The sequence below is a fragment of the Terriglobia bacterium genome, assembly GCA_020072815.1.
Classification (GTDB): Bacteria; Acidobacteriota; Terriglobia; order Terriglobales; family Acidobacteriaceae; genus Angelobacter.
In genome coordinates this window covers 1-13067 of the sequence record JAIQGE010000007.1, presented here as the reverse complement: position 1 = coordinate 13067, position 13067 = coordinate 1, and the positions used below count along the sequence as shown (strand labels likewise).

The 13067-nt window shown below is 58.0% G+C and carries 14 protein-coding genes; 4 read left to right on the top strand and 10 right to left on the bottom strand.

Annotated features, from left to right (window positions below):
• Positions 1 to 280: 280 nt before the first annotated feature.
• The 10 genes from LAO20_10390 to LAO20_10345 all read right to left on the bottom strand — a co-directional run bounded on the left by LAO20_10390 (position 281) and on the right by LAO20_10345 (position 9580).
• Positions 281 to 1621, bottom strand: coding sequence for a TROVE domain-containing protein (locus LAO20_10390; protein MBZ5531830.1), 1341 nt, complete (start codon positions 1619 to 1621; stop codon positions 281 to 283).
• Positions 1622 to 1674: 53 nt separating this feature from the next.
• On the bottom strand, positions 1675 to 2079 hold the full coding sequence (locus LAO20_10385; protein ID MBZ5531829.1) for a hypothetical protein: 405 nt from the start codon (positions 2077 to 2079) through the stop codon (positions 1675 to 1677).
• A 1446-nt stretch (positions 2080 to 3525) separates the two neighbouring features.
• Positions 3526 to 4575, bottom strand: a complete 1050-nt coding sequence (locus tag LAO20_10380; protein ID MBZ5531828.1) for a 3-isopropylmalate dehydrogenase — start codon at positions 4573 to 4575, stop codon at positions 3526 to 3528.
• A 929-nt stretch (positions 4576 to 5504) separates the two neighbouring features.
• A complete protein-coding gene (locus LAO20_10375; GenBank protein ID MBZ5531827.1) occupies positions 5505 to 6275 on the bottom strand; it encodes a hypothetical protein in 771 nt (256 codons plus the stop codon).
• Positions 6276 to 6352: 77 nt separating this feature from the next.
• Positions 6353 to 6829, bottom strand: coding sequence for a hypothetical protein (locus LAO20_10370; protein MBZ5531826.1), 477 nt, complete (start codon positions 6827 to 6829; stop codon positions 6353 to 6355).
• Positions 6830 to 7038: 209 nt separating this feature from the next.
• Positions 7039 to 7656 (bottom strand): hypothetical protein, encoded by a 618-nt coding sequence (locus LAO20_10365; protein ID MBZ5531825.1) that lies wholly within the window; start codon positions 7654 to 7656, stop codon positions 7039 to 7041.
• A complete protein-coding gene (locus LAO20_10360) occupies positions 7653 to 7811 on the bottom strand; it encodes a hypothetical protein (GenBank protein ID MBZ5531824.1) in 159 nt (52 codons plus the stop codon). Before LAO20_10360 ends, LAO20_10365 begins: the two co-directional genes overlap by 4 nt.
• A complete protein-coding gene (locus LAO20_10355; GenBank protein MBZ5531823.1) occupies positions 7799 to 8638 on the bottom strand; it encodes a hypothetical protein in 840 nt (279 codons plus the stop codon). Before LAO20_10355 ends, LAO20_10360 begins: the two co-directional genes overlap by 13 nt.
• A 13-nt stretch (positions 8639 to 8651) precedes the next feature.
• A complete protein-coding gene (locus LAO20_10350) occupies positions 8652 to 9029 on the bottom strand; it encodes a hypothetical protein (protein ID MBZ5531822.1) in 378 nt (125 codons plus the stop codon).
• Between the two features lie 167 nt (positions 9030 to 9196).
• The gene (locus LAO20_10345; protein MBZ5531821.1) at positions 9197 to 9580 is read right to left on the bottom strand and encodes a hypothetical protein; all 384 of its coding nucleotides are present in this window, start codon (positions 9578 to 9580) and stop codon (positions 9197 to 9199) included.
• Between the two features lie 77 nt (positions 9581 to 9657).
• On the opposite strand from LAO20_10345, the gene LAO20_10340 reads away from it, so the two are divergent.
• The 4 genes from LAO20_10340 (at position 9658) to LAO20_10325 (ending at position 12782) form a co-directional block, all read left to right on the top strand.
• Positions 9658 to 10404: a hypothetical protein gene (locus LAO20_10340; protein MBZ5531820.1), complete on the top strand. Its 747-nt coding sequence runs from the start codon at positions 9658 to 9660 to the stop codon at positions 10402 to 10404.
• A gap of 121 nt (positions 10405 to 10525) precedes the next feature.
• On the top strand, positions 10526 to 11311 hold the full coding sequence (locus tag LAO20_10335; protein MBZ5531819.1) for a hypothetical protein: 786 nt from the start codon (positions 10526 to 10528) through the stop codon (positions 11309 to 11311).
• Positions 11296 to 12270, top strand: coding sequence for a hypothetical protein (locus LAO20_10330; GenBank protein ID MBZ5531818.1), 975 nt, complete (start codon positions 11296 to 11298; stop codon positions 12268 to 12270). Before LAO20_10335 ends, LAO20_10330 begins: the two co-directional genes overlap by 16 nt.
• Positions 12271 to 12467: 197 nt before the next feature.
• Positions 12468 to 12782 (top strand): hypothetical protein, encoded by a 315-nt coding sequence (locus LAO20_10325; protein ID MBZ5531817.1) that lies wholly within the window; start codon positions 12468 to 12470, stop codon positions 12780 to 12782.
• Positions 12783 to 13067: the final 285 nt, after the last annotated feature.

The window sequence follows — 13067 nt, the reverse complement described above, 5'->3', positions numbered from 1 at the left end:
CGCGTGGCACAGCCCGCGGTCCCCGGCACACGTTTTCGCGTCACGGCGTTGGAGGCGCCCTCGCTGTGCGGGTTTGCAACGGAAAAGCCAACAACTTGGGGAGTTACGTGCTGCGAACCAGGCGACGGCCCAGCGCCGTAGGCGCGAAATGAGTTAGCCCAGGCCGGCAGGCCTGGGAAGGCAGGAAGAACGATGCGAGCGCCGTAGGTGCGGCACAAGAGCTAAAAAAATGCCGCTGATCGTCGAACGAACTTTCGAACAAACGATCAGCGGCAACGTTTTACTCCAGCACCGGCTCGGCCGCGCGGATGTACTCAATGACCGAATCGCTCCAGCCATCCACGTGCATCCAGGCGCCGTAGCCGACACCGTTCTGGTAACTGGCCACGTTCAGCATCCAGCCCCGCGCCTTGGGGTTGGGGACGGAATCGTGCGATTGCTCGTCGGTGATCACGATCAAGCGGTCGTACTTCTCGTCCAGACCCTGCAGCGCCTTGCCCAGGTACGTTCCGTTGTGACGCTGGCTGGCGTTCAGCGCGTCACGCAGAGCGAACCCCTGCCGTGCCGGCACGCGCACCAGATCATCGGAGAAAGTGTAGATGCTCACCTGCTCGGCGATCTCGCGCAGCAACACCGCCAGCCCGTAGGCCGCGTCATTGCGCCGCATCTCTGAACGGCGCGAGAGCGGCGCGTCCATGGAGCCGGAGACGTCCACCAGCAGCACGGTCTTTCCCGGCAGCTTGGCTTGGCCTTCCTTGTTCTGCGCAACCAACGCCCGGAACATCGCCTGTTCGATCTCCGCCTCCCACTGCGGAGCGTAACGCGCTGCAGCGATAAAGCGGAAAGGCAAAACACGCTCGGTCTTCATGCGCGCCAGGCCGTCGCGGATGGCCTGCTCGCTGACCTTGGCTTCCGCCATGTTGCGCAGGTTGCGCAACAGGGCCAGCGCGCCCAGCTTGTTCTCGCTGAGCAGGCGCTCCCAGGCTTCGCGCTTGTCGGCTCCGCCGGAAAGCGCAACTTCCCAGGTGTACGGCGTTGCCAGTTCGCCTTCCACCAGGCGCTTCCACAGCGCGGCCTGCGCTGCGTCCACCGGCTTGGCGTGACACAGGAACAGTACGTCACGCAGCTTTACCGGCGCGGCGCGGTTGTACTTGCCCAGCGCGTACTCGTCAAAGCGCGTGAACGCCGCGGCCAGCCCCTTCTTCACCTGCGCCGAAAGCGGCTGTTTGCCTTCGCTCCAGTAGAGCGCCACGAACTCGCTGAGTTCGTCGGCACGCTGGATGACGCGGGCCAGCGTCTCCGCGACCAGCGCACGGTGCGTCGCCAGACGCGCCATCTCGCGGACCAGCAACAGCGGCGCGTGACGCAACTTCATCTGCGTGCGGGCTTCCACCGCCAGCGCGGCAACCTTTTCCGCCGGCACCTTGGCCACCAGCTCGCGGATACGGCCGGCGATGGCCACTCCGTCCTCATAGAACTGGTCTTCCCACAGCATGCAGGCCAGCACCGAGCGCCGCAGCTGCTGCTCCGCGGAGATGTGCCGCGCCGGCGCGCCTTCATGCGTGCGGTGTCCCTTGAACCAGGGCAGGTTGCCGAGATTGAGCGTGTTCATGCGAGCCATGATGTTTTCCTCTTCTTTGTTTGTGGACCGCAGGCGCCTCCGCCCGCGATAGCTTATTTCCTGGCTGCCGTAGCAGCCGGCATCTGTTCGGGAACCTCTTCCGGGACGTCTTCGGGTATCACTTCCGGGATCTCTTCCGGAAGCTCTTGCGACTGTTCTTCCGCAACTTGAGAATCCCGCAATTCATTGACCGCGACGAAGCCTGCTTTCTTACCGGCGCTCTTGCTTCTCAACAGCCACGCGATATCTTCCAGGTCTTCAACGCAAGGCAGCCGTTTGTCAACGTAGTCAGTGCACTCCCGGACACGAAAGGGAATGCGGATCACCTCGAGCAGACGATCGCAAAGCGTGATTTTCTCACTCTCTGAGTAGCCACGAATGATGCGCGCGTAAACACAGGTGTCGCATTGCGATGCCTGCCCCACCGGCGTACCACCATACACTTTTCGTAAGTCCATAAACGAACTTTCTAAGCAGCCCGCAGGCCGCGGAAAATTCGCCGGGGAACCAGCGATCCAGGTATTCCAGCCTATTAGGCCGGTCGTTTATCAGGCGATGTAACCCGGACCTTCGCCACCGACGATACTTCGTAAAGCAGCTTACGTTGGAACCAAATTCCTCACGGGGAACATTTGACCGGAGAATTAGGTCCGTTGTTCTCAATTGAACTACAGCACTCGAGATGCCGGCGGGACTTGCGCTCCCATCATGCGCCGAATTTGCGCGCGCGATGAGTTGGCGGTTACCCGCGTCCACGGACAGGCGATGTATCTCCTGCCTCCACCACCGGTGAAACTTGTTTCCAACGTTGACTGCTGCTAAGGAACTCAGGTGTTGCAACCAGCCTGGGTTCCGCCCTGGTGAAACTCTTTCTTACAACCTTGAACCTGCCGGGGAACAATCGGCCTCGGGTCGGAAAAGCTCTTGCGAGCTTAGCCTTCATTAACAGTGAAGTAACCCAAGCCTTCACCACCGGCAAAAATAGTCGCCAGGGAATAAGTCGGTAAGAGTTTTTGGGCTCGCCGCTCTGCTACTGAGCTACGGAGCTTGCGCCCCGGCAGGATTTGCACCTGCGACCTTCGAGGTAGAAGTAACTCTTGCCTTCGCCACTGACGATGTTTCAGGGTCAGGGAACACACGACTGCGGATGGCAGCTTGCGCCGCCTTCGATTGGAAAGCGAAGTATCCGCAATCTCCGCCACTGACCGAACCATGGCGATATCAATTTGTCTCGGGGCGCGAGTCCGCTCGCGCCGAAATGGCCAATGAAAATCAGGGCCTGACGCCCTTGTTGAACAACCGGTTGGGAGCCCATCGCTGGGGGAACAAACGCCTATGGCATCTGGTCGATTACGTGTCGAAGTAACCACAGACTTCGCCACCCAGCGGAAATGGTTTCGCTTCCGGCGCACGTGCCGGTACAGCGGGTGTGTTACAGGGTTTGCTTAGGACTGAAGCGCTTGAGGTTAGCTAAGGTAATTGCCAAACGCCCATGGGCTATCAGAACTAGCAACTAGTTCTGTCAGCCTCCGCAACGAGATTTGCGTTATGTGTTTCATGACGGGCGTTCTCCTACGCAGATACAGTATAGCCAACCGTAGTTAGCTTGTGAAGCAACAATGTACGGAATTGCAGAAAATAAAATGTGAAATGAGAATTTCTTGCAGCGAACTGCTGAATTTTTAGTTGGGGTCTGTTGTTTGAACATGGCAAATGGTTTCTTTTTCGCGCTTCCAGCGCAAAACGGTGAAAGAACGGCCCGCTCAGCACGCCTTGGATGACCTAAGCGATGGCCTAAACGAGGTTAGCGGCTTTTTCACTCCTGGCAATTTTGGCAATTCCGGCGATTTTGGCAATTCAGTTCGACGCCATTAGCCGGCAATGACGAAGCCGATAGGGATCCCTCACTGCGTTCGGGATAAAGAAGCAGCAATCCACTCCGCCGCTTCCTTCGTCCCCAGGCTCCCGCCGATGTCAGCCGTCGTCTTCTTCTGCTGCACGGCTTCGAGCACCGCCTGATTGATCCGCCCGGCTTCTTTGGCGAAGCCCAGATGTTCCAGCATCATGGCCGCCGTGGAGATCGCCCCAATGGGATTGGCCACGTTCTTCCCCGCGAACGGCGGCGCCGAGCCGTGCACCGGCTCAAACATGGACGTCTTTCCCGGATGGATATTTCCGCTGGCGGCCATCCCCAGCCCGCCCTGGAGCGCGGCGGCCAGGTCGGTGATGATGTCGCCGAACATGTTGTTGGTCACGATTACGTCAAACTGCTTGGGGTTCAGGACCATGTGCATGCACAGCGCGTCCACGTACATGTGCGCCGCCTGAATGTCCGCGTACTCGGCGGCGACGAGTTTGAACACCCGCTGCCACAACCCGCCGGCGTAGGTCATAACGTTGGACTTGTCGGACATCAACACTTTCTTGCGGCCCTGTTTGCGCGCCAGTTCAAACGCGAAGCGTACCACGCGCTCCACGCCTTTGCGGGTGTTGAAATCTTCCTGCGTGGCGATCTCGTCGGCGGTTCCCTGCTTAAGCACGCCGCCAGCGTCCACGTACGGGCCTTCGGTGTTCTCGCGCACCACCACAAAATCAATCTCTTCCGGCTTCACGCCTTTCAGCGGACACAGCGACTCGTCCAGCACCTTCACCGGACGCACGTTGGCATACAGGTCCATCTTGAAGCGCATGCCCAGCAGGATTTCCTTGGCGTGGATGTTCGTTGGCACGCGCGGATCGCCCAGCGCGCCCACGAAGATGGCGTCAAAGTCGCGCTCCAGCATGGCAAAGCCGTCCGGCGGGATGGTGGTGCCGTCTTTGAGATACCGGTCAGCCGACCAGTCAAAGTGCGTGAACTCCACCGCCGCACCAGAAGCCTCAACAACTTTGATGGCCGCGGGAATGACCTCTTTGCCGATGCCGTCGCCGGGGACGACAGCTATTCTTCTCTTCATGTCGCTCCGCTCCAAACCGCCTAAGATTGCACCTTGCGCCGCGTGTCATCCGCGCTTGCAGCACGCGGTTCGGCGCACTAGATGGCCTCACCGCGAAGCAAACAAAGGAATACTACCAGCGACGGGGGCTATTCACCACGGAGGCACGGAGACACGGAGAAAAACAAAGATTAGCCGCGAATCAAAGCAAATGAACACGAATCAGGAGAGGTGCGGGTTGTCGCGCAAACAGGCTTTAGTACGCTTCCATCCCTGACTTCGGTTTTTTTTGATTCGCGCGTTTTCGCGTGCATTCGCGGCCAATTCTTCTTTGCTTCTCCGCGCCTCCGCGTGGGGAAACAGAAAGTAGATGACAGTCGCGGAACGTCGCGGAATATTGCGGGATGTTGCGGGATGGCGTGGGGTTGGGGGGATGGCGTGGGGTTGGGTGGATTTTTAAAAGATGACAGTGGTGTGGGACGGAAAGTGTCAAGAAGCGGCTGTAAGCCGTTGAGTCTTATGGCGGTGCGACTAGGAAATGCCAAATCCTAGTCGCATGAAATCCTAGTCGCATTATTGCCTCGAGTGTTCTTGTGTCGTGGCGGCGGACCTCTCCAATCTACGGAGCATCGCGCGACACTGGAGACTCTGCGGAAAGAACACAACATCGGACTTGTCGGCTATAAGCTCCGCTCCATCGAGGCAATCAACAACGTTCTCCGCTGCGCTTCGAAAGCCCTCGCTTATTCCAGGCGCGCCTGCGGGTTCATGACCAGCGCTCGGCCTGGTCTGTCCCATCAAACAAAAGCCAGATGCCAGCATTGCGAGCACACACAACGAGTATCTCCTAAAGGTCATCACAAAGGTTCCCTCTCTCTCTCTTTCAAAGCAAAATGCGAGATGGCCACCGGCAGCCATCCCGCGACGATAAGTCAGAATTGTACGCGCTCTCAGCGCACGCGCACCATCGCTTGCGCGGGCGGCAACGGGATACAGTCCGCGTTGTCGCCGATGCCGACGAGCGCTCCAAAGAACACCGGCTCGCCGTTGACGAAATCCCAATGCTCGTCTAGGCAGCCTTCGTGCTGATGCGACATGAGCGCGGAAACGGTGCCGGTGAAAGCCGAGGTGAACTGCTCCAACCCCGCCACAGTCTGCCAGGAGCTAGAGAAGTTAACCGCGCCTGGCGGCGGCGTGAAGTCGCTGGAAATATCGCCGGGCGGATCGCGCTGCACGATGGCATCGTAAGAAGTAGGTGGATCGCTTGCCGTGACCGATGCAGGGATGATGGTATAGCCGGGCGCGTGGCCGGCCACGGTGAGAATTTGCACCTTCCATTTGCGGCTGAGATAGTCAACGTAATTGAAGCCGATGCAGCGCCACGCGCCGTCTGCATCATGGTGCAGGACAAACCACAGTTCATCCAGGTGAGTGGCCACTGCGCATTGCGCGGGCGTTCGCCCGTTCCAATAGCTTTCGCAGTGGTCTTTGTGAAAATGCCAGAGCTGGAGATCGGAGTCGCACACGCCGAACGCGCAACCGAGCGACGAACGATCTATCCACATGTGGTAGCCATTACCATCCTGAAACTGCCAGGTGACCGTGATGGCGGACGGCTTGGGCGTGGACGTTTGGGGCGGAGCGAGTGAGCAGCCGCCGCAGCCAGCGATGATGCTCAAGGTGATGGCGAGCAGGAGTGATGCTAGAGTGGTCTTAGCCATGGGTCGAAGCCTCTTTTCGATTTGTGGTTAGCACCGGGGTTCGTGTTGATCGCACGGTCTCGGTGCGTTTGTTGTTTTTAGAGAGAGATGCTGTCGCAGCTCGCTAGTTCGTGATTCAAGACAAACAAGAACACCTCTTTCGCGTCTTGGTCGCCGGCCTCGCTCCAGTTCGCCAGACGAGTCAGGTATACATGGGAATCATTGGCCAGCAATACTTCGCGGAACGTTGGATCAGACTGAATCGCATAGCCGCGCTGCATAAATGCGTCCTTGCCGCTGGCACAGCTCTTGCCTGTATTAAAAAAATCGTTGTTTGCGGGAATGACCGACCCGAGGCAGGTGCGTTCGAAAGACTCGGCAATCAGAAGGCTTGCGCGAACGCCCGTGGTGCCCTGTGCAGCTCTAGCCCACGGAAGAACGAGCGCAATGAATTGCGCCAATAACAAAGCTGTTTGCAGACTGTCGCTGAGCATGCCGCGGTCGCTGCACGCACTCGTTAGATGCAAGTCGAAGCTCAGGTCCGCGCGGAGTTGCCGAGCGAGCACAATGTCCATTGCCGGCGCTTCGCCGGCATACTCGCTGCTGTTGATTGCCTTGAACGATAGCAGTCGCGCAGCGTTCCCATGCTCTTCGTTCTCCTGTACGGTTGTTGGTTGTCCCGCAGTCCGTCGAAGAGCGCGGTAAAGCTCAGGGTCGCGCTCTGAAAGGTTCTTAGGGGGTGTCTGTTTCGTGGTCCTTGTCATAGTCGTTGCCTCTCTCTGTTTCAGAACAAAAAGCCGGTTCCGCCGTGTATGGCGGACCTGCGCTTCAAACCTTTCTTTTGTGTGTGAGTTCCCTTCTCGTTGGGGTTGGCTGCGCGCGCCGCTCTGCGCAGCATGTTCCTTAGCGCCCAAATGACGCTGTTCGCTTCTCCGAGCGTGCGGATCGCTCCGCCGCGCACGGGCGATGACGTGGAATTAAGGAAACCTGCGAAGCGCTCAGGCGTCCAGCCGAGCTGCAAGCGCAAATCGCCGAGCAGCTCCAATGTTGGCGCGTCCACGAGACGTATTTCATTCGAAGGGTTGGCGCGTCTTCCCGCAGTTCCGTAGGCGTGCGCCTGGTCGCGATCTGGAAGCCTACGCCGAGCGGGTGTGATCTCCTGGCCGAGCGCTTTCTTCATCAGGTCAATCAGCCGCGCGGCCTCATCCGGGAGCAGCGAGGAAAAGCTGTCCAATTCATGCCCGACAATTCCAGAGGCCCACGCCAGACGCTCGTTGCGCGCGGCGCTGTCAGGGCCGAGGTTCAGGAAGCGCGGCGCATATAAATGGAAGAGCGAATGCAAAGCCGACAATTGCGACGGCCACAGTTGCGCGTTCCGCGAATTGGCAAGCTCGTGGCTCATGCGCTAGCTCCCTTCGCCAGCGCCGCCGCGTCCGCCTCGTTCTTCCGCAGCCGTGCCTCTTCAATGGCAAAGAACAGCAGCCGGGCCGAAATATATTTGCGCTTTTCACCGCGGTAGTAGTCGGCCTCAAAGCACTGGTCGATCATCTTCTCCATGGAGGCGGCGGCGATCTTCGGAAGCTCTGTCCGAAGTATTTTGCGAGCTTCATCGCGGGAGAGACCGGGGAGATGATAGGCGAAAGGCTGTTCAGGAAGACGCGCGTGGTTTCATAGCTTGGCGGCGCGTCGCCGGCGTTTAAACGCAGGCGATGCCATTCACGATCTAAAGCCTCGTGCGTAAGCCGCACGCTCAGGCGTTCGTTCAAGAATTTGTTGGTGGCGAAGGCCGCAGCATCTTTGTGCCGGCTGAAGAAGCGCGACAGGTTGGCGTCGCTACGTTGTCCGTCCGCCAGGGCGCCCGGTCCGCCGCGCTTGTATGCCTTCCACCATCTCCAGATGGAACTCTCTGAGCCGAGGCCAACCGTGACTAAGTGCTTCACGATCTCACTCAGGCTGGTAATCTCGGCGCTTCCTGCACCGAGTTTGAACAGCGGCGTGCTGCCGTTCTTCGTGTTGACGAATTTGATCATCGGAGCGATAACCTGCAACCGCTGCTCGGCCTGTTTCCTGTCTTCCGGGTCGAGCGACGCCAGCGAGCGGATGACCTTGTCGCTGTCTGGCGAGTCCAATTTGACAACGGGATGCTCGGAAGACTTCACCAGCGCCAACGGCGCGGCGGTGATCTTTTGTGTAAGGCGCTTGGCCTGGAAGTCCATAGGCAGGTCGCTGGCGTTGTACTGTTGAGAGGACTTGCCGTTGCCCATGCGCGCGCCGGGGCGCGTCTTCAGTTCCCCGCTTCCCTGCTTGCGGAACACTGTGCTCCTGTCCCACCCGGTGATGGCGACAAGCTCGGCGAACGTAATCCAGTCGGCGCGTGGTGGCATAAAAAAACAGTGTCTACAGAGAGACTTGCTCCTTTGCTGAAGTCTGCGGGAAACGAGATTCAATCAATTGAGTAAGCCTGAGCATTGCGGACAGCAAGGCTGCTGATCCCTGCGCTTCCCTTTGCGGCTGTTCAATCCGAAGGTCAAACCAGCGAGCAAGGGTCGAACAAGCAAGTCTCCGCCCGGCAAGTGGCGAAACGGCTTGCGATACCTGCAACCAGGTCTTCCCCAACGCGCGTTCTTCGACAATTGCGTCGCGCACGTTTTGCCCGAGCCGGTCGATCCACAACGGCTGCCGGGTGCGGCGCTTTTCCCCCATGCGCGGAGGGCGGTATCCGGGACGATGCTTACCCGTCCGCATCTCTGTTTTCGTGTTTGCCGTCTCTGCCATTTCGCTCTCTCAGCTAAAAATTCCGCTTTGGGGGTCTGATCCCCCTTACCAAATCAATTCCTTGCCCGGTGTTGCGCGTGACAAGGCCCCTCAAAAGAATTTGTGGGGCTACCCTACGTGACCTATTGACCAGCGAGGTTCCCACGGGGGTGCTGATGTTTGACATTTCAGGCGCTCCCATGCTTGGAAACGCGCTTCCCTTTGCGCGGCTTTCTGCGCGCAATGAAACGCAGTCCTTTTCGTACCGTCTCTGTGAGAACGTTCGCGGCTGCTTCTCCAAACTCCAACACGTCACGGTTACGTTTGCTGATGACATACTTTTCGAGTCGGTCATCGCCGACGATCTCGCTGAACGCTTCGAGCCAAGCTGCGGGGAAACGGGAAGAACGGTTGACGGCTGAGGTATATGAATTCAGTATGTGCACCGTGATATGCTGGCCGAGCCGAGAACTCAGCTCCTCGGCGATCTGTTCCCTTTTTTTTGGACAGCGTTTAATGATCTCGGTTACAAGCAGCCGAAGCGCTGTGTCTTGGTCTGGCGAGGTTGCCAATTTAATGCCCTCACTTTGGCAGATTTAACAAACGATAAGTAGAGTAATATCAAATGGTAAACAAAAGCAAGAGGAAAATGAAGCCAAAGACCGAGTATCCGGAGAAGATAAGGGCGCTCCAGGAATTTACTGGCATGAATCAGGGGCAATTTGCGGACGCTTTAGGAGTGCCGCAGTCCCTGGTGTCTGCATGTCAGAGCGGTGCGAAACCGCCTTCAACTGATCTTCTAGTGAGACTCGGCAAGGTCGCCGCCGAACAGAAGCGCTACGACGATGCGATCTGGTTTTTGGGTGAGGCTGGAGTGGAGTTAGGAGTGTTGGAATCGATAGGCGACAAGCTTCGAGCAGACCGCACATCTTCAGCAGCCGATGACGATATTCACATACGCTCTCTTGAAGGACCGGAAGATAAACAGTTCAAAGACTGGATGATCGTCAATAAGTTCTCGACGCGCTTTTTGCGAGTGCGGAGCGAAGGGAAGCCGTTCACGATTAGATGGCAGTCGTTTGAAGCGGCCGATTTGCCTACTGTAGGTAAGCCCTTCGCGGAGGGGGATATCCTGCTGGTTGATCCATCGGGAACAGATTTAAACGCACTCGAAGCAGGAGCGTTCATCGCCATATCCGCCAAAGGCAACTACCTGGCTGGTTTTCTGAAGAAGAGACCTGCTGGTATTAAAGGGGGGGACTGCTTGTTAGCGAGGCCGGGGCTTAAGGACATTTTCCTTGCTCGCTTGGACTCTGGGACAGTGGAGATGTTTCCAGACTTAACGGTATTCGGTCGAGTGGTGGGGTGGCTTTGCCCTGCTAAGGAAAAACATTGAGCTGTGCGCTAGCATCCTCCGGCGCATCGGGGCGGCATGTGGGGCTCACTCGGCTGATTTGCCCCGAGTGGGCCTTGCCCCCGAAACGGCAAGAAGTAGGGGAGTAAAAAAGGAGAGAGACGTGAGCATCGTCACATTGCAAAAGCAGATTGAAGCGCATGAGGGTACGCTCGCCTCGCTTCGCGAATCCCAAGGGAAACTGGCGCAGTGTATCGCGGGATTTGAATCAGGGCGCACCAGAGTTGTTGTCGCAGCGCGTACCGGCGACGCGGCGGCAAAGGCAAAGCTGCGCGAGATTGATGAGGGCATTTCGACTGCTCGGCGCGAGCTGGCCGACGATGGCTCGGCAATCGCAGCACTATCGGCGGAGCTGGAGACATTCCGCAGTGAGCTTGAAACCGCGACAAAACAGGCGAAGCGCGATCAACTGTGTAAACTGGTTGATTCATCGCTGGCATCTGCGGAATCCGGGCCTGCTCGCATCGTGGAGCTGACACAAGAGCTTAAGCAGGCCATGGATGCTCTTGCTTCCAGTGCCAATCAAATCGACGGACTGCTGCGGGGGTTTGACAAAACGCATCTGGAATCAGTTGGCGACTCACTTCGTATTTCTGCAAACAACATGCGGGTCTTCATTGAAGCGAAGGCGAAGACCATCGAGGAGCTTACTGCGTCGGCAAAGGGAGTGTTCCTCTTGGCGTCGAGCGCCGTCAACAGTGTTCGAATCCCAGGCGAAAGAAAGAAGTCGACAAGTCATCAGTTGTATGAAGCGCTCGACCAAATCGGTATCGCTGGCCGTAGAGTGGCGATTGGCGAGAAGCTGTGGTTGACGCCCGCCGAGGCCGCGGACTTGCTCCAGAGTGGCGTCCTACGTGAATGCGAGGTGGAACAATGCGTTACCCGGTAATCAACGAAGGGCTGGCCGCGACAGCCACGAGGATAGCACGCGAGAAGAGGATCAGCTTCGGCGAAGCTCTGACGCTCGCTCGCCGTGAACCTGTTTCCAACATGTCGGACGCCACAAACGCGGAGTCGATCCGGCAACCGTGCACTGATGCAATGCTTCGATGGATTCCGATTCTTACGGCTCCGGGCGGTCCTCGGCAAATCAATACCTTCATTAACGAAGCAGTCGCCCAGGTTGAGTCCGCATTGGAAAAGTTGGGTCTGGGGCGGCAGCTTGTAGACGGAATAGAAGCCGTTCTTAGTGTTTTTTTGAACAAGAGTCTAATGGGCAACACTGCGGGCGAAGGTCTTAGCCCCGCCGATGCCCGCTCAGTAGTTGCGAACGCCGCTGATGCCTGCGTGCAAGCATACGCGGATGGGCTGCGGAACAAGATTGCCACTCAGGACTGGAATAGAGTGAATCCGGCAGATACCCTCAAATTGAGCGACGACCGGCGCAGCTATGTAGACATCACGTCGATCACATTGCGCGACACGGCGATGGCCATCTCCAAGCAGCGCGGGTTCTCGTTTGGCGAAGCTCTCACGCTCGCTCGCCATGGAGAGATTTGCATGGCTACCGATGTCCTCGAAGCAGACCATATCAAGCAAATTGTCGAGAGTGAGCTTCGCGGCTTTTTCGCAAAGGTGTTTGCTGGGAAACAGGAGATGATCCTTGACGCCGGCGAGGTATTTCAGGCAGGAGAAGCCGTGTCTAGCGCTATGGCGAAGCTCAATCTCGGGGCGACAATGGCAGGCACGCTTAAGGCCAAATTGACCGACTTTCTTAACAACATCCTGGACAGGGGCAAAGACCACCGCGTCAGTGTGAGCGCGTCCGACGTGGCGTCCATGGCTACGAAGGCCGCCGATCTCCTGGCGAAGGCATATGCCGGCGAGCTGGCCACGTTGCGTGGCTAGCGCTGCTGCGCGATTGGCAGTTTGCAAAGAAGGTGTGGTAACTTCTGAAACGTAGTAAAGGGCGGCACTACTTCGCTGCCCTGGACTGGAAATACTTCTCCGGTCCGCCTGGAGACTGACTGCTGCTCCGGGCCGCTTGCACGGCGAGCAATCTCCGAAATCTGAAACTCAAATCACAATTCAGGGGAGCCTCGCTAGTGAAGGACCAAGCCATAAATCCAGGAAAGCAGCCGCATCTGATGATCGCAATCGCGGACGCGAACGCCGTCGCGATGTTCCGGTTAGAAGGTGCGGTATGCGACGCCGCGAAGAAAACTCTGGCCGGCGGGAAGAGACCAAGGCGCGTGCTGTTCGCCATGCTCACCATTGCGGAAGGTGAGCAAGTACTCCGAGTCACGTTGTTCCGGTCAACGCGGAAGCTAGTCGGTGCCTTGTGTTTGAGCAACGCTAACGCGGAAAAACAACTCACAGCCGCTCTTGCCACGCGCGCGCAGAAAAAGGCTGGTGCCTAATGGCACGCTGCGACACATTCAGGCTCAGAGACAAAAAGACGGATGCAAGGAGCGCGGCGCATCCTGCGCCCAACCTCGCGAGGCTGCCAGCGAAGCCCAGCAAACGATAGATATCCCCATCAAGGATGGAAAGTGGACGTATACCTTCGCGATCGCGCGCGGACGCGAACAGTGGAACGCCGACAATCCGCCTTGTGGTGACTGCGGCGCGCGCCTCCGAAAAGGAACGGCGCACAACTGCAAACAGAAGTTCATGCGGGAAAGGATGGGGCGCTGATGGCGACG

Bases quoted from the DNA above. Each gene is read 5' to 3' on its own strand.
- LAO20_10390 (MBZ5531830.1), bottom strand. From the start codon at position 1,621: ATGGCTCGCATGAACACGCTCAATCTCGGCAACCTGCCCTGGTTCAAG.
- LAO20_10385 (MBZ5531829.1), bottom strand. From the start codon at position 2,079: ATGGACTTACGAAAAGTGTATGGTGGTACGCCGGTGGGGCAGGCATCG.
- LAO20_10380 (MBZ5531828.1), bottom strand. From the start codon at position 4,575: ATGAAGAGAAGAATAGCTGTCGTCCCCGGCGACGGCATCGGCAAAGAG.
- LAO20_10375 (MBZ5531827.1), bottom strand. From the start codon at position 6,275: ATGGCTAAGACCACTCTAGCATCACTCCTGCTCGCCATCACCTTGAGC.
- LAO20_10370 (MBZ5531826.1), bottom strand. From the start codon at position 6,829: ATGGACATTGTGCTCGCTCGGCAACTCCGCGCGGACCTGAGCTTCGAC.
- LAO20_10365 (MBZ5531825.1), bottom strand. From the start codon at position 7,656: ATGAGCCACGAGCTTGCCAATTCGCGGAACGCGCAACTGTGGCCGTCG.
- LAO20_10360 (MBZ5531824.1), bottom strand. From the start codon at position 7,811: ATGGAGAAGATGATCGACCAGTGCTTTGAGGCCGACTACTACCGCGGT.
- LAO20_10355 (MBZ5531823.1), bottom strand. From the start codon at position 8,638: ATGCCACCACGCGCCGACTGGATTACGTTCGCCGAGCTTGTCGCCATC.
- LAO20_10350 (MBZ5531822.1), bottom strand. From the start codon at position 9,029: ATGGCAGAGACGGCAAACACGAAAACAGAGATGCGGACGGGTAAGCAT.
- LAO20_10340 (MBZ5531820.1), top strand. From the start codon at position 9,658: ATGAAGCCAAAGACCGAGTATCCGGAGAAGATAAGGGCGCTCCAGGAA.
- LAO20_10330 (MBZ5531818.1), top strand. From the start codon at position 11,296: ATGCGTTACCCGGTAATCAACGAAGGGCTGGCCGCGACAGCCACGAGG.